16 protein-coding genes are annotated in these 21,233 nt (G+C 60.7%); 14 read left to right on the plus strand and 2 right to left on the minus strand.

All coding sequences use genetic code 11. The features are described from left to right. Nucleotides 1-36 precede the first annotated feature (36 nt). The 9 genes from ACILSR_RS10215 (at nt 37) to ACILSR_RS10255 (ending at nt 13,346) form a co-directional block, all read left to right on the plus strand. Nucleotides 37-882, plus strand: coding sequence for an alpha/beta hydrolase (locus ACILSR_RS10215; RefSeq protein ID WP_395749663.1), 846 nt, complete (start codon nt 37-39; stop codon nt 880-882). Nucleotides 883-1,267: 385 nt separating this feature from the next. Then, nucleotides 1,268-2,752 carry a sulfatase gene (locus tag ACILSR_RS10220; protein ID WP_395749664.1) on the plus strand — a complete coding sequence of 495 codons (1,485 nt, stop codon included), beginning with the start codon at nt 1,268-1,270 and terminating at the stop codon, nt 2,750-2,752. Between the two features lie 45 nt (nt 2,753-2,797). Beyond that, the gene (locus tag ACILSR_RS10225) at nt 2,798-4,258 is read left to right on the plus strand and encodes a sulfatase (protein WP_395749665.1); all 1,461 of its coding nucleotides are present in this window, start codon (nt 2,798-2,800) and stop codon (nt 4,256-4,258) included. 39 nt (nt 4,259-4,297) lie between these two features. Then, a complete protein-coding gene (locus tag ACILSR_RS10230) occupies nt 4,298-5,809 on the plus strand; it encodes a sulfatase-like hydrolase/transferase (protein ID WP_395749666.1) in 1,512 nt (503 codons plus the stop codon). A gap of 15 nt (nt 5,810-5,824) precedes the next feature. Beyond that, complete coding sequence (locus ACILSR_RS10235) at nt 5,825-7,168, plus strand: sulfatase (protein WP_395749667.1); 1,344 nt, start codon at nt 5,825-5,827, stop codon at nt 7,166-7,168. Between the two features lie 166 nt (nt 7,169-7,334). Further along, a complete protein-coding gene (locus ACILSR_RS10240) occupies nt 7,335-8,966 on the plus strand; it encodes a lysostaphin resistance A-like protein (protein WP_395749668.1) in 1,632 nt (543 codons plus the stop codon). Between the two features lie 94 nt (nt 8,967-9,060). After that, nucleotides 9,061-10,416: a sulfatase-like hydrolase/transferase gene (locus ACILSR_RS10245; protein WP_395749669.1), complete on the plus strand. Its 1,356-nt coding sequence runs from the start codon at nt 9,061-9,063 to the stop codon at nt 10,414-10,416. Between the two features lie 106 nt (nt 10,417-10,522). After that, a complete protein-coding gene (locus ACILSR_RS10250) occupies nt 10,523-12,079 on the plus strand; it encodes a sialate O-acetylesterase (protein WP_395749670.1) in 1,557 nt (518 codons plus the stop codon). 19 nt (nt 12,080-12,098) lie between these two features. Continuing rightward, a complete protein-coding gene (locus ACILSR_RS10255; protein ID WP_395749671.1) occupies nt 12,099-13,346 on the plus strand; it encodes a hypothetical protein in 1,248 nt (415 codons plus the stop codon). A gap of 31 nt (nt 13,347-13,377) precedes the next feature. Here ACILSR_RS10255 and ACILSR_RS10260 read toward each other — a convergent pair whose 3' ends face one another. Together ACILSR_RS10260 and ACILSR_RS10265 are read right to left on the minus strand one after the other, a co-directional pair. Then, nucleotides 13,378-16,638 (minus strand): tetratricopeptide repeat protein, encoded by a 3,261-nt coding sequence (locus ACILSR_RS10260; protein WP_395749672.1) that lies wholly within the window; start codon nt 16,636-16,638, stop codon nt 13,378-13,380. 193 nt (nt 16,639-16,831) lie between these two features. After that, complete coding sequence (locus tag ACILSR_RS10265; protein ID WP_395749673.1) at nt 16,832-18,124, minus strand: GDSL-type esterase/lipase family protein; 1,293 nt, start codon at nt 18,122-18,124, stop codon at nt 16,832-16,834. A 61-nt stretch (nt 18,125-18,185) separates the two neighbouring features. Here ACILSR_RS10265 and ACILSR_RS10270 point away from each other — a divergent pair, with 61 nt between their 5' ends. The 5 genes from ACILSR_RS10270 (at nt 18,186) to ACILSR_RS10290 (ending at nt 21,233) form a co-directional block, all read left to right on the plus strand. Next, nucleotides 18,186-19,049: a sugar phosphate isomerase/epimerase family protein gene (locus tag ACILSR_RS10270; RefSeq protein WP_395749674.1), complete on the plus strand. Its 864-nt coding sequence runs from the start codon at nt 18,186-18,188 to the stop codon at nt 19,047-19,049. Beyond that, on the plus strand, nt 19,046-20,056 hold the full coding sequence (locus ACILSR_RS10275) for a dihydrodipicolinate synthase family protein (protein WP_395749675.1): 1,011 nt from the start codon (nt 19,046-19,048) through the stop codon (nt 20,054-20,056). Before ACILSR_RS10270 ends, ACILSR_RS10275 begins: the two co-directional genes overlap by 4 nt. 265 nt (nt 20,057-20,321) lie before the next feature. After that, nucleotides 20,322-20,411, plus strand: a complete 90-nt coding sequence (locus ACILSR_RS10280) for a hypothetical protein (RefSeq protein ID WP_395749676.1) — start codon at nt 20,322-20,324, stop codon at nt 20,409-20,411. 3 nt (nt 20,412-20,414) lie between these two features. Next, nucleotides 20,415-20,687, plus strand: a complete 273-nt coding sequence (locus ACILSR_RS10285) for a VOC family protein (RefSeq protein WP_395749677.1) — start codon at nt 20,415-20,417, stop codon at nt 20,685-20,687. Between the two features lie 33 nt (nt 20,688-20,720). Further along, nucleotides 20,721-21,233, plus strand: a complete 513-nt coding sequence (locus tag ACILSR_RS10290) for a DUF3592 domain-containing protein (RefSeq protein ID WP_395749678.1) — start codon at nt 20,721-20,723, stop codon at nt 21,231-21,233.

The raw sequence follows: 21,233 nt of genomic DNA on the forward strand, positions 1-21,233 counted from the left end.
CGCAGGATGCGTTCATCATGCATTCATTCATCCTTCATGAAGTTCCCGCTCCTCATCCTTCTGCTCAGCCTCGCCACCTTGCCAGCGGCGGAGAAACCCATCACTCTATGGACAGGCGGCGCGCCGGGCGCACTCGGCACCACCGCAAAGGACATCCCCACCCTCACGCCGTATGTGCCGGCAAAGGCCAGCGGCGCGGCCATGCTGCTCATCCCCGGCGGCAGCTACTCCGGCATCTATGAGGGGCAGGCGGAGCCGTTTGCACTCTGGCTCAATGAGCAGGGCATCACGGCCTTTGTGCTGCGGTACCGGCTCGGCAGTGCAGGTTACCGCTATCCGGCGCAGCTGCAGGATGCGGTGGAGGCCATGCGGCAGATCCGTGCCAACTCTGCGCGCTGGAAGATCGACCCCGCGCGAATCGGCGCGATGGGTTTCTCCGCAGGCGGACATCTCGTCTCCACGCTTATCAACCGCCCTGAAGATGGCGAGATCGAAGGCCGCACCCCAAGTGTGAGCCCGCGGCCTGACCTCGCCATTCTCTGCTATCCCGTCATCAGCATGATCACCAAACCGCACGCGACTTCGCGCAAGATGCTCATCGGTGAAACACCGGGCGATGAACTCATTCACAAGACCTCCAGCGAGCTGCAGGTGCATGCCGGCCTGCCTCCGTGCTTTCTCTGGCACACCGCAGAGGACAAGCTGGTGCCCGTGGAGCACGCGCAGCTTTATGCCGCCGCGCTGCATCAAAGCGGCATTCCTCATGAGCTGCATCTGTATCAGCATGGCGATCACGGCACCGGCCTCATCGGCACGCAGCATCCGTGGTTTGCGGATCTGCTGTTCTGGTTGAAGGCGCAGAAGTGGAGCGCGACGCCCTGAGTCGTGGAGCATTTCCAAAACAGATTTCCGAGAAGTCGGGCAGGCGCCAAATCCCTTCAAATCCGACCCCACACGCATTGACCGCAAAGCGGCACAGGTGGCGCAAAATCGATACAGTCTTCGCCACCTCTGCTCTGTCCCCCTCCTGACTCCCTCAATGCATGTTTGACCGTTAACCTCTCAAACGCCGAGAGGTAGAAATGTAGCGCGGTAGCCCAATACCGCGACCGCCCCGCCTCAAAACAAAACCCCACAATCACCCCGCCCTGAGTTGCTGTCCTCTACGCCAAAACCGAACCATCGCCCCCCACTGCAAATCAATTTCTCAATCGCTATCGTTCGACTCGCTGACACAAGCTCTCCTGCGAAACGTTCACAGCAGTCCATGAATTTTGTCCTGACCTGCCTTCTCCTGTTTGCTCTCTGCTCCGCGCTCCCTGCCGCGCCGCCAAACTTTGTCTGGATCATCGCCGACGACATGTCGCCGGACATCGGCGCTTACGGATTAAAAGACGTCAGCACCACGAATCTCGACCGGCTGGCCGCGGAGGGCCGGCGCTACACGCGGGCCTACGCCAGCGCGCCCGTGTGCAGCTCCTCTCGTTCGGCTTTCATCCTCGGCTGCTACCAAACGACCACTGGCCTGCATCCGCATGACACGGAAAAGCCGCAGCCGCTTCCCGCGCCTTATCAGCCCCTGCCGGAGCTGCTGCGCAAAGCAGGCTGGTTTGTCACCAACGCCTCGGCTCCCGTCCCGGCCACGCATCAGGGCCGCACTCCGAAGGTGGCAAAGACCCACTACAACTTCGCCCATGATCCGGCGCAGATGTACGACGGCAATGACTGGCGGAAGCGGAAGGAAGGGCAGCCGTTCTTCGCGCAGTTTCAAATCTCCGAGCCGCACCGGCCCTTTCCCATTCCCGAGCAGTATGATGAAGCGAAGCTGCGTGCAATCCAGATCCCGCCGAGCTACCCGGAGCATCCGCTGATCCGCCGCGACTGGTATGCCTACCAGCGCAGCGTGGAAACGGTGGACCAGCGCGTGGGCTTGATCCTGGACCAGCTGAAGGATGCGGGCGTGCTGGACAACACGGTCGTCATGTTCTTCGCCGATCACGGCCGGCCTATGCCCTGGGGCAAGCAGTGGCTGAGCGTGGAAGGCCTCCAGGTGCCGCTGATCGTGCGCGGCCCCAAGGTGGACTCTGGTGCCGTGGAGCAGCGGCTCGTGAGCCTCATCGATCTCGCGCCTTCAGTACTGCAGCTCGCAGGCCAGCCCATCCCGCCCTGGATGGAAGGAAAGGCGGTTCTGGGCGGTGAGTTCCCGCAGCGCGACGTGCTCTTTGCCGCGCGTGACCGTTGTGGCGATGCGATGGACCGCATTCGCGCGGTGATCGGCCCGGAGGCGTTGCTCGTGCAGAATTTTCACCCTGAGCTCTCGCGGCTGAACTGGTCCAGCTACAAAGAATCCAGCTACCCCGGCATGCCGCTGCTGCGCGTGCTAAACCAGGCCGGCAAGCTCAATGCGCTGCAAACCGCATGGCTGGCGCCGGAGAAGCGGGAGCCGCTGGAGCTTTACGATCTCAAAGCCGATCCTCTGGGGGTGCACAACATCGCCAAAGATCTCAAAGAGAGTGCGAAAGTCTCCGCCTTGCAGGCCGCATTGGACTCGTGGATCCAGAGCAGCCACGACCAAGGAGCGCAGGGAGACCCATCTTCGGAACCGCCGCTCGCGGAGATTCAGAAGGACAAACGTCTGGACTACCAGCGCGTGTGGAAGACCCGCCTGAAAACGCCGGAGCCCACGGATGCCGAGCGCGTGGCGTGGTGGGAGAAGAGCTACGGGCTTCCTTCAGACCATCCCGTTCCCTGATCTCCGCCGGAAGATTGGCGGCCCTGGCTCCGTTCGCAGAGGTTCATGAAATTCGCCTTTGCTCTGCTTTCCCTGGGTCTTGCGGTCACGGCTGTGGCTGCTGACAAGCCGCGCCCCAACATCCTCTTTCTTTTTTCCGATGACCAGCGCTGGGACACCCTGAGCTGCGCCGGGCACCCGATCGTGCAAACACCCACGGTGGACCGCCTCGCGGCGGAGGGCGTGCGGTTCAGCAATGCGCATGTGACCACGGCCGTGTGCTGGGTCAGCCGCGCCGTCATTCTCACCGGACAGTGGGCCCGCACGCATGCACAGCCCAAGGCCATCCCCACCGTCAAACCAGAGGCGCTGGCCACCATGTATCCGGTGCTTCTGCGCTCGGCGGGCTACCGCACGGGGCACTTCGGCAAATGGCACATGATCGCCCCCGAGGGCTTCAAGCCGCAGGAGCAATATGACGAATACGAGGCCATCGGCCGCAATCCTTACCTCAAGACCATGCCGGATGGCACCAAGCGGCACGAGACCGACATCGTCTGCGACAAAGGCATCGAGTTCATCAAATCCCAGCCGAAGGACAAACCCTTTGCCCTGAACCTGTGGTTCAATGCCGCGCATGCGGAGGACAACGACCACCGCCCGGGCATCGGCCTGTATCCCTGGCCACAATCCACGGACGGCATGTATGAGGACCGCTCCATTCCACCGGCGCGTCTGGGAGACCCCGCCATTTACGAGGCGCACCCGCAGTTCCTCAAAGACTCCATCAACCGCCAGCGCTGGTTTTGGGGCTACGACACGAAGGAGAAATATGAAATCAACGTGCGTGCCTACTACCGCATGATCAGCGGCATCGACAAGGCCGTCGCCCGCGTGCTGGCCGCGCTGAAAGAGGCCGGTCTGGCAGAAAATACCATCGTCGTCTATTCCGGTGACAACGGCTACTACCTGGGCGACCGCGGCTTTCAGGGCAAGTGGTCGCACTATGAGGAATCGCTGCGCGTGCCGATGATCGTGTATGACCCGCGCCTGCCAAAGGTGCAGCGCGGTCGCGTGGTGGATGATCTGGTGCTCAATGTGGACCTGCCTGCCACATTCATCGACTGGGCGGGCGTGAAACGCCCGGACGCCTACCAAGGCCGCAGCCTTTCCACGCTCATTGAGGGCAAAGGCAGCGACAAACCCTGGCGGGCTCACTTCTTCTGCGAGCACCTTGACCTGGCGCCGACCCTCACGTGGGAGGGCGTGCGCGGCCAGCGCTACATGTACGCGCGCTACTTTGACCAGCAGCCTGCCTATGAGTTTCTGCACGATCTGCAAACGGATCGTGACGAGCTGAAAAACTTCGCCAGTGATCCTGCACACGCCGAGGCCCTGAAGGATATGCGCGCCCTGTGCGATGCCGAGATGAACGCCCGCGGCGGCGCTCTCCTCCCCATGGACCAGCGCGGTGCGCGCAAGGCCCAGGCGAAAAAGGGTCCCGGCAAGAAAGCCAAGGCGGAATAACTCCTCCGCGCAACCATCCACCGCTCTTTTCCAACCACCATGAAACCGCTCGTCCTCATTCTTTCCTCATTCCTCATTCTGGCTTCTTCATTCGCTGCGGAGCAGCGCCGCCCCAACTTCCTCTTCATCGTCGTGGACGACCAGTCGCCGTTTGACTTCAAGTTTTACAACCCGAAGTCCCCGCTGCAGTCCCCGAACATCGACAAGCTGGCGGCGGAAGGCATGGTCCTCGATTCCGCGCGGCACATGGGCTCCTTCAGCGGCGCGGTGTGCACGCCTTCGCGGCACATGATCATGAGCGGGCGCACCGTGTGGCATTTGCCCATCGGCCCTGGAGCAAAAGAGCACTGTCCGCCGAACCTGGAGCTGAACACGCTGGCCGCCGTCTTCAACCGCGCCGGCTATGACACCATGCGCACCTGCAAGCAGGGGAATTCGTATGAGGGCGCAAATAAACAGTTCACCGTGCGACATGACGCCACCAAACGCGGCGGCACCGATGAGAGCGGCAGCACCTGGCATGGAGACCAGGTCATGAACTACCTGAACGAACGCGAAGCGAAGAAGGACACCGACCCCTTCCTCATCAACTTCGGCTTCTCCCACCCGCACGACACCCGCGACGGCCGCCCCGAACTTCTCGCCAAATACGGCGCCACGAATCACGAAGACCAGAACACACTCCCCGCGCTGAACCCGAAACAACCGGCCCTGCCTGCGAACTATCTGCCCGCACACCCTTTCAACAACGGCGACGCCAATGTGCGCGATGAAGTGGACGTCAGCGGTGTTTGGAAGAACCGTGACGAGGCCACCATCCGCAATGAGATCGGCCGCGACTTCGCGTGCAGCGAGAACATCGATATCCAGATTGGCCGCGTTTTGGAAAAGCTCAAGGCGATGGGCGAGCTGGACAACACCTACATCATCTACACGGCCGACCACGGCATCGCCATCGGTCGCCACGGCTTGCAGGGAAAACAAAACTTGTATGAGCACACCTGGCGCGTGCCCTACATCGTCAAAGGCCCCGGCATCAAGCCCGGCTCCCGCGCCCCCGGGAACATCTACCTCTTGGACACCGTCGCCACCCTTTGTGATCTCGCCGGCATCCCTGCGCCCGAAAGCAATGAAGGCACCAGCTTCAAGCCCGTGCTGGAAGGCAAGAAGGACAGCATCCGCGATGTGATGTACGGCGTCTATTGCGGCGGCACCAAACCCGGCATGCGTTGCGTGCAGCAGGGCGACTGGAAGCTCATCAAATACGACGCCATGAACGGCGCCACCCATGAGACCCAGCTCTTCAATCTCGCCGCCAATCCCGATGAGCTCCTCAAGGAGCACGGCAACGCCGACCCGATGAAAACCAATCTTGCCTCCGATCCCAAGCACGCCGCCAAGCTCGCGGAGATGGAGGCTCTGCTGCTTTCCGAGATGCGCCGTCTGAACGATCCCTATCGCCTGTGGAACCAGCCCGACGACGGCCTGCCTCCTGTGCCCGAGCCTGCTCCGAGAGCCAAGAACCCAAAGAAGAAGCAGGCCAAACAATAAAGCTCTGCTGTCGTGATGAAACCCATCGCCTTCCTTCTGTCTTCTTTGTTTCTCTGCGCCACGTCATTCGCGGCGGACCAGCGTCCCAACTTCCTCATCATCTACTGTGATGACCTCGGCTATGGCGATGTCTCCACCTATCACGCCTCCGACTGCCACACGCCGAACATCGACAAGCTCGCTGCGGAAGGCATGCTCTTCCCAAACATGCGGGCGAACTGCACCGTATGCTCCCCCTCACGTGCGGCGCTGCTCACGGGGCGCTTCCCGGATCGCGTGGGCGTGCCGGGCGTCATTCGCACGAATCCGGGGGACTCCTGGGGCTATCTCGCACCCGGCATTCCCACAATAGGCAATGAATTGAAAAAGGCCGGCTACCACACGGCCGTGATCGGGAAGTGGCACCTCGGCCTGGAGTCTCCGAACACGCCCAACGAGCGCGGCTTCGATCTCTTCCACGGCTTCCTCGGCGACATGATGGACAGCTACACCACCCACCTGCGCCAGGGCCACAACTACATGCGCCGCAATGCGGAGGAGATTGACCCCAAAGGCCACGCCACGGACATCTTCGCCGGATGGGCGGCTGATTACTTCCGCGAGCGCGCCAAAGAAAAGCAGCCCTTCTTCCTCTACCTCGCCTTCAATGCACCGCACTTCCCCATCGAGCCGCCGGCGGAATGGATTGCGAAAGTGAAGGCGCGCGCTCCGCAGCTCGATGAAAAACGCGCGCTCAATGTCGCGCTCGTGGAGCACCTGGACGACCGCATCGGCCAGCTGCTCACCGTGCTCAAAGAACTCGGCCTCGATCAAAACACCGTCGTCGCCTTCGGCTCTGACAACGGCGGCTCTTTGCCGCATTCTCAAAACAACGCCCCCTGGCGCGATGGCAAGACCAGCCACTACGATGGCGGCTTGCGCGTGCCCTTCATGGTGCGCTGGCCCGGTCATATCAAGGCAGGCTCCCGCAGCGACTACAACGGCCTGAACTTCGACCTCTTCCCCACCTTCCTCGAGATCGCGGGCGTGAAGCCTTCCTCGGACATCGATGCCATCAGTCTCGTTCCCATTCTCAAAGGCAGCACGCTCGAAACTCCGCAGCGCGATCTCTACTTCGTCCGCCGTGAAGGTGGCGCAGCATACGGCGGCAAAAGTTATGAGGCCATCATCCGCGGTGATTGGAAGCTGATGCAGAACACTCCCTACACCCCGCTGGAGCTGTACAATCTGAAGAACGATCCGCAGGAAAAGACGAACCTCATGGGCAAGGCCCCAAAAGTATTCAAAGAACTCTCCGACGCGTTGCGCCATCACGTGCAGATCGGCGGCGCCACGCCCTGGCAGGCACCCGAAAAGTAGACTAGTTGCGGCGCCACAAAGGAAAGCTGCCACAGTTTCCTTCTGCGAGGAGGGACCTTGCAGGAAGGGCAGGGCTGAGCCGTCCTGGATTCCAAAGAACTAAGCTGCTTGTAACGAAGCAGTATTGCCTCCGGCTGCATGCGTGATAAAGAAGCGGCCTACTGACATGATGCACCTCGTTTCCCGTGCTGCGCAGCCGCTGCTGGCGCTGCTGATTTTCACCGCTTCAGCGTTCAGCGCCGAGCCGACCTCCGAAATGGCCGCCGCGCGCAAGGCTGCCGCAGAGCTGAAGCCAAAGCTCGAAACAGGCGGCTGGCAGGCCACTGAGGCGGCTTTTCCAACGATCAAAAAGCTCGCCCGCAGCAAGGATAAGGAGGACAAGGAGCTTTCGGACACGCTGGTGAACCTGTGCACAGACGCCATCCTGCGGGGGCTCAAAGACCTGCCGGAATCTCCTGCTCGGGAGCAACTGCTCTGGGATGCGGAGACCCTGTCTCATTCACTCCTTCGAAACCCCACTCCTGTGCATTTGAAGAATGCGCGGGAAATCGTGATCGCCTGGGAAAAGGTTCTGCCAGATTCTGTGGGAGTGCGCCTGCTGCGTCTGCAGCTGCACGTGGCGGACAAGAAGCGCGACGAGCAGGTAAAACTGGCCGCCACCCTGGTGGATGAGAAAGATCTGAGCGAGGTCAATCGCAGTTATGTTCGGGATGTGTATGTGAGCGCACTGCTGCGCGGCAAGCCCTCGACGGCGGAGGAAATCCAGCGCGCCGTGTCGTTGCTGCAGAGCTGGCTGCAGGAGGACCCTCAGAACCCAAGGCTCCGCGTGCTGCTGCTGGAGGCGCATCATGCTGAAGAGAACTGGAAAGCGCTTTATGCTCTCGCCACCGAACTGCTGGCGGATGAAAAGATCACCGGCGCAGACCGGCGCTACGCACAGCATTGCCGCCTCGAAGGAGCGGTCAACACTGGAAAGACCCATGAGCTGACCGAAAGGGACTGGGACTACATGCTGGAGCAGATTACCGGCAGCAAAGACTTCAAGCAGTTCATCAGCAAACATGGCCAGCTCCTGACGGGCATCGCCTTCGGCATCGGCTGGCTGTGGATGCTGATCGTGGCGTTCACCACACGCTTCCTGCGTGCAAAGCCCCCGGGCTTCTGGATGGTGGTGCTGTGGGCCACGGTCATTCTCTATGCCAGCTCCGTGATCCTCGCGCCGATGGTGCTTTGCGTCTCGTTCTCGCTGCTTGGCATCATGTTCCTGATATTCGCCACCACGGGCGGCAAGGCACCGCTCGGCTATCTCGTACCTCCGCGGGCCGCCACCGAGTCTGGCAGGGCCGGATGGCCGGCCGTTCTGGGTTGGTGCGTGCTCGCATTTCTGTTCATCGAGCTGTTCAACCTGGGCTACGCCTGGGCTTTCGAGAAGGTGATGGGCCACAAACTCGAAACACAACTCGTGGCCAAACTCCTGAGCGCAGACTCGCTGCCCAAACTTGCCGGCATGGTGGTTGCCGGTGGGATCTTTGTGCCATTTCTGGAGGAGGTCGTTTTCCGTGGCATGCTGCAGGACTGGGTGGGAAGGCGCTTCCGGACTGGCTGGTGTATTGCCATCGTCTCCATGATCTTTGGTGTGGTTCATGGACTGGAGATGGCCATTCCGATCACCGTCATCGGGGTGGCGCTCTCCCTTCTGCGCCTGCGCTACCAAAGCCTGCTGCCCTGCATTTTACTGCACGGGCTGAACAACAGCGTGATGATCTTGTTGCTGTATTATTTTCCGGACATGGTGTGAAAGCGGGAAAAAAGACTCGGCACCTCGCCAGCGTGAGCCGCCGCCTGTGAACTCAGGTTAAAGATCGTCCCCGCTTGCTTCGTTCTCGGCGGTTATGAAGCTTCTCCTCGGCCTGCTTTCGTCATTCGTCCTGTTGCATTCGTCGTTTTCAGCACAGCCAAACATCGTGCTGATCATGGCGGACGACTTTGGCTACGAATGCGTCACGGCCAATGGCGGCGAGTCGTATCAAACACCGAATCTCGACAAGCTTGCCGCGATGGGCGTGCGCTTTGAAAACTGCCACGTGCAGCCGCTCTGCACGCCCACACGCGTTCAGCTCATGACGGGGCGCTACAATGTGCGCAACTACATCAACTTCGGCACGCTGCTGCGCACGGAGACGACCTTTGGAAACCTCATGAAAGGCGCCGGTTATGCCACCGGCATCTGCGGCAAGTGGCAGCTCGGGCATGAGGCGGACTCTCCTCAGCACTTCGGTTTTGATGAATCCTGCCTGTGGCAGCAGACCCGACGCCCTCCGCGCTACGCCAATCCCGGCCTGGAATACAACGGCGTGGAGAAAGACTTCACCCATGGCGAATACGGCCCCACGCTGGTTAACGACTTCGCCCTGAGCTTCATCACCAAGAACAAGGAGAAGCCCTTCTTTCTCTACTACCCGATGATCCTCACGCACAGCCCTTACCAGCCGACACCCGACAGCCCGGACTGGGACCCCACCATCAGCAGCGAGAACAAGCAGCAGGCCCCAAAACACTTTGCCGACATGGTCGCTTACATGGACAAGATGGTGGGTCGCGTGGTCGCAAAGCTGGACGAGCTCGGCATCCGCGACAACACCCTGCTCATCTTCCTCGGAGACAATGGCACGGGTGCTGGCACTCCCAGCCGCTTCAAAGGCACGGACGTCAAGGGTGGCAAAGGCAGCACCACGGCCAGCGGCACCCATGTTCCCCTCATCGTCAGCTGGCCCGCGGCGATCAAACAGGGCCGCGTTATACCGGATCTCGTCAGCAGCACGGATTTCCTCCCCACTCTTTGTGCCGCCGCAGGTGCCAAAGCACCCGAGAATGTGGATGGCGTGAGCTTTTTCCCGCAGCTTAAAGGAGAAACCGGCACTCCACGTGACTGGCTGTACAGCTGGTACTCACCCCGCCAGAGCCAGGACATGAGCGTGAAGGAGTACGCTTTTGACCACCACTACAAACTCTACCGCAGCGGTAAGTTTTACGATCTGAGCAGTGACAGCGCCGAAAAGCAGGACCTCGCGTCCGCTCCGCTCAGCGCAGACGCATCTGCCGCCAAAGCAAAGCTGCAAGCAGCGCTCGACCGCTACAAAGACTCGCGCCCGGCGGAACTTGACCGGGAGTTTGAAGCTTCGGGAAAGGGCAGGGAGAAGACGGCGAAAAAGGAAATGAAGAAAGCCGGGAAAAAGAAGGACAAGTAAATCCCCCCAGCCACTCAATGGGCAAAGCAGGTGCCTGTCATCAACGTTCCCTGACCCAAGGTTAAATGCCGCGCGTTCACGTGCGTCGTTCCGCATCCTCTCTCCCATGAAACCCCACATCTCCATTCTCCTCGGTTGTTGCACTGCGGCCCTGCAGGCAGAGGTCGTTTTGCCGCCCATCATTTCCGACCACATGGTCCTGCAGCGCGATGTCGCGGCTCCGATCTGGGGCAGTGCGTCGCCGGGTGAACAGGTCACCGTCTCCATCGCAGGACAAACCAAAAGCATCAAGGCCGATGCGCAGGGGAAGTGGAAGGTGAGCCTGGATCCGCTCCAAGCCGCCGAGGGGCTCACGCTCACCGTGAAAGGGGAAAACGTCCTCATGATCCAGGATGTGCTCGTTGGTGAAGTATGGCTCGGCTCCGGACAGTCCAACATGGCCGGACCGGTGCGCACGTTCAAAGGCGCGGACGAAGGTTTGCAGAAGACGCTGGCTGCCGCGCCGTATCCACGCATCCGCCTCATGAAGCAAGGTGCCGCGGGCTGGCAGCTGGCCACGCCCGCCAATGTGGACGCCTTTTCGGCGATCTTGTTTGCCTTTGGTTCGCGCCTGCAGACGGAGCTGAATGTGCCCGTGGGGCTGATGGTGGGAGCGGTGGGGGGCACACCCTCTGGTTTCTGGCTCACGGAGGAGATGTATCGCAGCGATTCCCCATGCCAGACGCAGATCCAGGAATTCGCGAAGACCTACGATTTTGCCGCCGCGACGAGGGCCTACGAGCGCTACATGACCGCATGGAAAGCCAGTGTGGAAAAAGCCAGGCAAAGCGGTGCCAGGGTGGGGCGCGAACCTGCCGCACCCAAGCACCCGGGAGAGTGCAGCGGTGAGATCGGGCACCTCTACCGCGCGCATGTGCAGCCGTATGTGCCCTATGCGATCCGCGGCGTGCTGTGGGATCAGGGCGAAGGCGGCACCGGCATCACGGGAGTGGACCAATATCACCTCATGGGCGCTCTGATCAAAGGCTGGCGCAAGGCCTGGAAGCAGGATTTTCCGTTTCTTTACATGCAGAAGCCCAGCGGTGGCGGCACCGCGTGGGACATGGCGAACCCGACGACCCAAAAGGCAGACGCCTTCACCGCCATCCCTGCAAAAGTTCCCGCGGACATCGAGGGGCAGGCCCGCGAAGTACATGTCAGAATCCAGCAGCATTCGAACACCGCCATGGTCATCAGCACCGATCTCGGCGGCATGACACACCCCACAAACAAATCAGGCTATGCCGATCGTGCAAAATTGGTGGCGCTGGGATTTGTCTATGGTGCCAAAGCCGAGTTCAGCGGCCCCCTCTATGCCTCGCACTCCATGGAAGGCGGCAAAGTACGCATCAAGTTCACTCATACGGGCCAGGGCCTCGCCACACGGCACAGCGATCAGCTTCAGGGCTTCATCATTGCCGGCGCGGACAAAAAATTTCACTGGGCTGATGCATTCATCGAAGGAGACAGCGTGCTCGTATCGTGCGCCGCAGTGCCGCAGCCTGAGGCTGTCCGTTACGCCTGGTCCAGCAGTTCACCCTGGGCGAACCTCTTCAACAAAGACGGCCTTCCGGCACAGACCTTCCGCACGGACGACTGGCCTCTGCTCAATACCAGAAAGTAATAGCCTCCGTCGTTTGTGTATGCGCTCTCTTATCATTCTCCGCGTCTTCTTTTTGCTGGCTCCAATGGCGGTGGTGCGCGCCGAAACACCAGCCACCGCTTCGCCGGCCATGATGGTCGAGGAAGGCATGGGCGCAGTCACTCCTCGTGAGGTTCTGGCCTTCAAGCAGTTCATGCAAACGGTGCCGCTGCCGAAGGACAATCTGCGCAACAACATGGTCTATGGCACAGGCGGAACCGCTGTGGAGGCGCTGGCGCGTGTCTTTGAAATCAGCGGCGATGTCGAGCTGCTGGACCGCATGATCGCCTTTGCGGATGCGATGCTCGCCGGTCGCAATGATCCGAGGACCGGCGCTCTCATCTGGACCGGCGAGCGAGATCTTGTCTGGCCCAACTCGATCTCAAAAGACGGCGCCCGCGTTTATGCAGGCTCTGAAAGCGGCGACGTGGTGGGCCACATCGCCTGCACCGCGCGGATGATGTTGAAGAACAAGCCCTTGTGGGACAAACCCGTGCCCGGCGGAGATGCGCATGGCTTTGGCGCCACTTACGAGGAGCGCGCGCGCACCTACATTCGCGAAATGGACCGCACCATGGACAGCTTCATAGTGAAGTGGTTTGTGCGTCCGGACAGCCTGCGCTTGTACACGCCGGACTCAAAGGACTTCGAGGCGGCCAGCCGTCCCGGCTCAGCCGCCAGACCGGTCCCCTGGAATCAGCAGGCCATGCTGATCAACGGCTTTCAGCGCATGTCGGAAGCACACATGCTGCTGGGAGATGCTCCCGAACGGGTGCGACAGTACGAGGCCGTGGTGCAGGCATCCATCGACTGGTTCTTTGCCGAAGTGGAACGCTGCGAGGTCAAAGGCAGGCTCTGCTACAAATGGCCCTATGCCTCTGGAGAACACCCCATCAAGCATTATGAAGACATCGCTCATGGCGGCTATGACATCGCGCTGTTATCACGCGCCCTCCAGAGCGGGCGTTATGGCATCACCCCTGAAATGATGCTGCCCTTTGCAAACACCGTCACCTGCATCCTCCTGCAGCCGGGAAACAAGTTCGTGGATCATGTGAACGGCACTCACACCGGGAAGCGTCCGCCTGGCGGAATAAGCGGTTACTGGAGCGACCTTTGCGAATTTGATCCCGCGCTCTATCCCATCCTCTTAGCCGTAAACAAGGGCCGCTTCAAATCAGGCGCGGACCGTACGGCGAATTTTCTATGGGTCCGGCACCAGATGCAGCGTGCGAGTCAGGCCAGGTGATCTGCCTGTTCGGCGCCACTTTCCATGACCGTTATTTTTTGCGCACCGCTAGCTTCTGCGAGGTGGCAACAGCCCGTGGCTCTGTGAGCTCCGGCCGCTGCGGACGGAGCTCAGCGTTCTGTGCCACGCTGCCGGTGGCCGTGTTGAATTGGGCGAGGCGCTCGGCGGCAGCCTGCAGATGAAGTCGCGCCTGTTCCGGCAGATCGCTCGCACGCGCCTTCAGGCCTTCGTATCCGTTGCGCAGCAGAGGGCCGGCTTCCGCCATCTTTTTCTGCTGCAGCAGAGCTCCTCCCAGCAGGCTTTCCGCATGAAAGCGCAGCCAGTGCTCAGGTTGTTGTTTGATGCATTGCTCCAGCGAGTCGCGGAGAAGAGACTCTGCCTGGACCCATTTGCCGCTCTGCAGCCAAAGCCCGCCAAGTTCAGCGGCGGCGGCCGTCACCGCGGCTACGTCTGCGGGTGTGCGTTTGCGCTGGGCGTCCAGCACCTGCCGGTACAAAGCTTCCGCATTTTCAAATTGGCCCGCGTGCCGGTGCACTTCAGCCAGGCCGGTCAGCGTGCTGAGGGTGTCTGCATGTTCCACACCAAGCACTCGCTGCTGGATTTGCAGCAGATCGGCGTACAGCTTTTCAGCCTGGGTATGGTCGCCAAAGCGGTCATGCATCGCCGCCATGGCATGCATCTGGGAGAGTACGTCCGGATCGCCGGGGCCAAAGGCGGTCTTCATTGTTTCGAGGGTTTCATTCTGCAATGCGATGGCTTCCGCACGCCTGCCCTCCGCTGCCATGGAGGCTGCCAGCTGCTGTCTGGTGCGCAGCGTCCTGGCATGCGTGGCGCCCAGCACACGCTGCCTCACATCGAGTGTTTCATGCCTTAGCTTTGTGGCCTCCGCAGGGCGGTCGTGGTTGTCATACATCTGAGCCACGGTGTCCATCTGGGCGAGGATTTCAGGATGCTCCGGCGGAAAGGCTTTCTTCAAGGTCTCAAGGACTTGCAGCTGCGAGTCCTCGGCATCGCTGCGCCTTCCCTGAACCTCATACTCGGCCGCGAGATTTTTCAGCGAGAGCATCGTCTGTGGGTCTCTGGGCCCCAGTACACGCCGTTTGGCGTCCAGACTTTGATGGTGCAGCTTCAGCGCCTCATCGTGCCTCCCGCGCCGCCCCAGCATCAGCGCCGCCTGATCGGTCTGCACCAGCGTGTCGGGATGCTCTGCACCGAGCGATTGTTTCACGATTTCCATCGCGCCAAAGTACAGCTTTTCCGCTTCGGAGGGCAGGCCACTCGCTTCCGCGGCCTGTGCCGTGATGTTCATCGCGATGAGGGTGCGTGAGTCATTGGGACCCAGCGCCCGCCGCGTGCCGTCCAGCTGTTCCCGGCGGAGCTTCAGCGCATCGGCATGCCTGCCCTGCGCGGTGTAGGAGTTCGCCAGGTTCCCGAGGGTCGCGAGGGTGTCCAGGTGGTCCGGACCCAGCACGCGCTTCTGCACATTCCAGAGATTGAGGTACAGAGTTTCAGCGTCCATGCGCTTGTCCTGTTCGTCGCACACGGCGGCCAGCACGGTGATTGTCACAAAGGTGTCCACGTGGTCCGGCCCCAGCGTTTTCTGCTGTGCGGTCAGGGTCTTGCGCAGCAGGGTCTCCGCATCCACAAAGCGCCCTTCTGCCTTCATGGCGGTGGCCAGCTGCCGCATGGAGCGCAGGGTATCCCGGTGTTCGCCACCGAGTGCGAGCATGCGCTTCTCCACCGCCCCCTGCAGCTGCTTCTGTGCGTCCAGTGGCTGGGACAGAGCCAGGTAGGTCAGGCCGATCGTCTCCTGCGCTCGCGCACCAGACTCGGGATGGCCTGCCAGGGTGTCCAGGTTTTCGACCGCCGAGTCCAGCATGGATTTGACCAGCGTCGTGTCTTTGCCCTTCACGGTTTCCGGCGTCAGCTGTGTAAACATCTCCTGCAGAAAGCGGGAGGTCAGGGAGTGGGACTCGGTCTTTTGACCGGATGACTCGTGCGCCTCCTCATGCTTTTCCTCGTAGAGCAGCCAGCCCGTGATCATCACGCCTCCTGTCACGATCAGCACCAGCACCGCCGCCAGGGCACACAGAGCCCGGTGCTCGCCTATGAAAAGGCCCAGCGCCGTACCCTGCACCGCCGCCTGCTCCTCCTTGGCAGCGGCTTCTTTGAGGTACCGCATGAAATCATTCTCCAGCGCATCCACGGTCAGGTAGCGGCTTTCAGGCCTTTTTTCCAGGGCGCGCATCACCACCCAGTCAAAGTGCTCCTCCAAAAGTTCGGGGAATGTGGCTGCCTCCACCTTGCGGTTCAGGGCCAGGGCTGTGACGTGCGCTTTCGGCAGCGCGCGCAGGCAGGCGGAGGGTTTCTGCACCAGGGTTTCACACACGGCCTTCTTCACCTCATCCAGATGCTCCGCCGCGTCCTTGGGGGTGGGAATGGGCAGACGGCCCGTGATCATCTCATACAGCAGCATGCCCAATGAATAGATGTCAGTGCGGGCATCGATGGTCTTGGCGGCCACATGTTCGGGAGCAAGATAGGCGGCGGGCGCGCGGAGATGGCCTGTGGGTGCCACAAGGCTGTGGTTCATCGCTTTGGCGATGCCGAAGTCTGTCACCTTCAGGGTTGGCACTCCCTGATCACCCCATTTGACCAGGATGTTGGCAGGTGTGAGATCCCCATGCACCACGCCCTTCTGGTGGGCATGGTGGATGGCATCGCAGGCCTGGATGAAAAGCCGGATGCGCACCAGCAGAGAGACTTTTTGATCGTCACAAAACTGAGTGATGGGTGTCCCATGCAGCAGTTCGGTGACGAGGTAAGGCCTGCCGCCCGGGGTCATTCCACAGGCATGCGGACGTGCGATGTCCGGGTGATCCAGCAGTGCCAGCGAGTGCTTTTGCGCTTCATAACGAATCAGGAAGTCATTGGCCGCTGCGGCAATAATTTTGATGGCCACGAACTCCGCCACACGTTGATTTCGCTCGGCCATCCAAAGCGTGCTGGCGGTGCTTTCATCAATGATCTGCAGCAGACGGTAGGGACCTATCATGTCTCCCGGCTTCTCCTCCACGACGCCATTGGAGGGCGACTTAGGCACCCGGATTCCGCGTGTTTTGCGCTGCCGGCCACCCGTGCCCGGATGGTTGCGCAGCCGGTCCCAGACCTCATTCCACAAAGCCGTGTCATTCCCACAGGCTCCTGTGAGAAAGACGTGGCGCTCGATGTGGTTGGCACGTTCGAGCGCCTCATTGAAGAGCTGCTCAACGCGGGCGGGATCGTTGTTCATGGAAAGCAGGCCATATAAGTTCCATAATAATATGACCCTCCCTGCCCTAGTGAAAATGAATGAGGGTTTAAACGCCTCTTAACCCTGCTTCACCGTCCTCTCATCCATATGGACCTCGTCCCCCCCCAATTGGATGGGTGTGCCCCGACAGCTCGTGCACTGCGCGTGCGATGACGTCGCATGCATTGCCAATCTACTTCACCAGCTCTCCCACCAGCAAAATCGCTCCGGGATAAAAGGCGGTGCCTGCGTAGCGCTCCGGCTTGTCGATCTTGTTGCCGTTCTTTGCCAGGATGGCGGCCTTGTCCAGCTGCTTGGAATCGATCACGATCTTCACCGTGTGCTCCTTGTCCTCAAGGTCCGTGCCCACCATCAGCGTGGCCAGCCGGTGGTAGGTGCAATAGGCATCAATTCGAGGCACAAAGCTCGCCGGCTTGTCATCCAGCATCACACTGACCTGACCGCAGTCAGGGCCTACAATGTCATAAATGGAGCAGCGCGTGCCTTTGAACCGGAAGGAAATTGTGTCCCCGGGCTGCGACCCCTTGTGCAGCGCCGTCATGCGGCTGGCCCAGCGCTTGCCAAAATCGTCCGTCTTGGGATCGAGCAGTTTGAAGCCGGGAGACAACGTTGCGGCGGAAATGGGCAGCATCTTGGCCTGCTCGTAGTTTGTAGCGATGTAGGGAGCGCCCATCACATGCGCACCGGGTGCTTTCGAAGCCGCTTTGACAGGATCCTGCGAACGCACAATGGCCTGCAGGTACAGTTCATGCCCCGTCTCCACATGCGGATGCACACTGTCCGGCGCGAAGACAAATTTCCCTTCCAGCGCCTTCTTCTCCTCGTCCGTTTTCGGCAGCTTCGCCTTCCACACCAGCTTGCCTTCCTTCGCCAGCTTCGCCACCTCCATGCCCATGTGAATGGTGGGGATGCCGTAGTGGTCGGCGATCTTTTCCATCGCACTCGCGGAGCGCTGAAACTTTCCCTCCAGCATCGCAGGCACGAGCGCTTCAGTCACTGTATAAACGAAGCAGATGTCGCACTCAGGCAGCGCCTTCCACGTCTGCCGCACAATGCCCTCCATGCAGCGAAAAATCTGCTCTGGCGAGGCGCCTCCGTCATTGACCGCAAACTCCACAAACATCAGGTCCGGCTTGTGATCCAGCACATCCTGCTTCAAGCGAAACACGCCCAGATCCGAACCCGTACCGCCGATCGCCGCATTGATCTCGCTGAATTTCGCCTTGGGATAAGTCTGCTGGAAATAAGCCAGCGTCTTTGGCCGCCAGCCATTCTGTGCCGTGATCGAGCCACCGAGATACCCGACCTTGATCTCAGCACCCGCCGTGTTCGCCTTCGCAAAGAAGTTCGGCAGCCCATTTCGCGGATGGCACTCCTGCGCGGGCACGAGCGGGAATTCATCCGCAGCGAACGGCGCAAGAGTCAGCGAAGCAAAGCAGAGCAGGGCGGGAAAGAGCGATTTCATGGTGAGGCGTTCAATCTGGGACGTGTGTGAACGTGGGCAATGAATTCGTTCTACTTCCCGCATGAAACGCAGACGCTTCCTCCAGGCCTTGTCTTTGCCCTTGGCCGCAGCGGCGGCACCCTCTTTGCCGCAGGAGCTCGGTGTGACGACAGGTTCATTCATGAGGCACCTCTCCGAACATGCGCAGGCCGGCAGACTGCGCCTGCTGGATCTGCCACGCTACATGCGGGACGAACTGGACATGCGTGTGATTGATCTCATGACGGCCACGCTCGTTTCGCTGGATTCGAAATACCTCGAGCAACTCCGCAAGGCTGCCGCCGACTGCGGCTGTGTGCTGACGAATTTGAAGATGAACCAGAAGGGCCTCGATCTCGCGGCGGCGGATGAAACGCTGCGGCGTGAGTCCATCGCAGTTTACCGGCGCACCATCGATGCCGCGGTGTTGCTTGGCGTGCGTTGGGTGCGGCCGCTGCCGGGGCCGAAAGCGCCTGATTTGAAACGGCTCGCGCAATCGTATCGTGAATTGATCGATTACGCCGGAGAGAAGGGCGTGGGTGTGCTGGTGGAAAACTTCGGCTGGATGCAGGATGACGCGGAGGCGATCCCCCGCATTATCCGCGCCGTCGGTCCTGACCTCAAAGCCCAGCCCGATACCGGCAACTGGACAGATGCTGCCCGCTATGATGGGCTGGCGAAAGCCTTCCCCTTGGCGGCATCGTGTGATTTCAAAGTGCGTGAACTGGCAGCGGATGGCACGCATAAGGCCTATGATCTGAAACGTTGTTTCGACCTCGGCTGGCAGGCCGGATTTCGCGGCCCGTGGTGCTTCGAGCATTTTCACACCGATCTGGCGCAGCTTTTTCGTGAAATGGGCCAGTTGCGCGACATGCTCCGCCGCTGGATCAAAAACAGCACGCCATGAATTTCCGCCAGCACCTTCAACACGGCATCGCCATCCCGGCCCATCCGCTCGCACTGACCTCGCAGCGCAGGCTCGATGAACGGCGGCAGCGCGCGCTGGCACGCTACTACATCGCCGCAGGTGTCGGCGGACTCGCGGTGGGTGTGCACACCACCCAGTTCGCCATCCGCAATCCGCAGATCGGCCTCTTCAAACCCGTGCTGGAGCTCGCGAAGGAAGAGATGGACCGCGCATCACGGCCCCTCGTACGCATCGGCGGCATCTGTGGTGCCACGCCGCAGGCTGTGGCTGAAGCCTCACTGCTGCGCGAACTGGGCTATCACGCCGGACTCCTCAGCCTAGGCGCGCTGCCCGCAGCCACCGAGGATGAACGGATCGCGCATTGCCGCGCCGTGGCGGAGGTGCTGCCCATCGTCGGTTTCTATCTGCAGCCCAGCGTTGGCGGCCGCGTGCTGCCCTACTCCTTCTGGCGTCGCTTTGCCGAGATCGAAAACGTCGTCGCCATCAAAATGGCCCCGTTCAACCGCTACCAAACCCTCGACGTGGTGCGCGCCGTCATGGAGGCGGGGCGCGATGACATCGCCCTCTACACTGGCAACGACGACAACATCGTCGCCGATTTTCTCACGCCCTACGGCTTCGCCGGAAAAGAGCGCCGCATCGTCGGCGGCCTCCTCGGCCACTGGTCCGTCTGGACCCAGCGCGCAGTCGAGCTGTTGGAACAATGCCGCAACGCCAGCGCCACCCCCGAACTCCTGCGCCTCGGCATCGAAGTCACCGACAGCAACGCCGCTTTTTTTGACGCCGCCAACGCCTACCACGGCTGCATCGCAGGCCTCCACGAAGTCCTCCGCCGCCAGGGACTGCTGGAGGGCCTCTGGTGCCTCGACGAGCACGAATCCCTCAGCCCCGGTCAGCTTGAAGAAATCGACCGCGTGTATCGCGCCTATCCGCATTTGAATGACGATGCTTTCGTGGCAGCGCATCGGGACGAGTGGCTGCGGTAAGGAGGAGAGACGGGGGAGAGAACGTCTTCTTTGCAGCGGTCCCGGAGGGACCAGAGAAATTAGCCGGTGATGAAGGGAGCGTAGCGACCGAGAATCACCGGACCCACACGCCCCCCACCCCGCGCAACCCAAGGTTGCGCCCCGGCAGAGGCGCGAGAAGTTGCCGCATGCCCTCGGCGCACCCCTTGCTGCATTATCATTCCGTGTTTCGCCACGCCCTCAATCCGTTTGCCTTGGTTTCGACCCAATCTAATTCAGCCACACCATGATTCGCGCTATTGTTGTTCACCTTTCCACCAAGGATGTGCCCAGGGCACGAGCATTTTACACGGCCCTTGGCTTCACCGTCAATTAGGGCATGAGCGACACCATTCACCTCATGCTTTCGGAGGAGTCGGTGTTCATCACGTTCTCACCGCGAGCCGTATGCGACACTTCCAATTACCTCGAAGTTCTGAACTGCCTCAAGTGCTCCAGCCGGGTCGAAATTGACGATCTGGTTCGCAAAGCCGTGGCCGTCGGAGGTTGCACCGTCGAAGAAGCGGAAGATCACGGCTTCATGTATCAGCACAGCTTCCTTGATCCGGATGGGCATGCGTGGAATTTGTTTCACACGACGGAGACTCCCTGAACCGGTACATTTGCCCAACTTACACCGCCATCCATGACTCAGAAAATACCCGCCCTGTTTCTCTTTCTTCCATTGGTCTTCGTGATCGTTGGCGGATGGCTTTCGTTTCGCTCCGCGCGGGAACATGTGGAGAGATTTTTCGTTTCATCCTGGCCCACGACATCAGGCCGCGTCACTGATTCGTCGATGGAGTCGGCCCCTGGAAACAGGCGCGGGACGAGTTATGAAGTGAAAGTAAGTTATGAGTATGTCGCAGAGGGACGCACCTTCACCGGAAACCGCATTCACCCGACCTATGTCGCTGACTGGCATCACGAGTCACACGAGGAACTGCTCAATCGCCTCAGTCCTCGTTCAATCGTCAAAGTCTGTTATCACCCGGACGACCCGTCTCGATCATATCTCGCGAGCCAGTTCGTCAGCGTTAGCACCCTTCCACTGGTTGTAGGTCTGATGGCGCTGGGAGCCGGGTTCGGGTTTGGAGCGGTGATGCTGCTCTTCAACTACGGGAACCATGACTATGCTTCCCTCATTTCGACGCCATGA

It is taken from the genome of Prosthecobacter sp. (assembly GCF_044222565.1).
Taxonomy (GTDB): domain Bacteria; phylum Verrucomicrobiota; class Verrucomicrobiia; order Verrucomicrobiales; family Verrucomicrobiaceae; genus Prosthecobacter.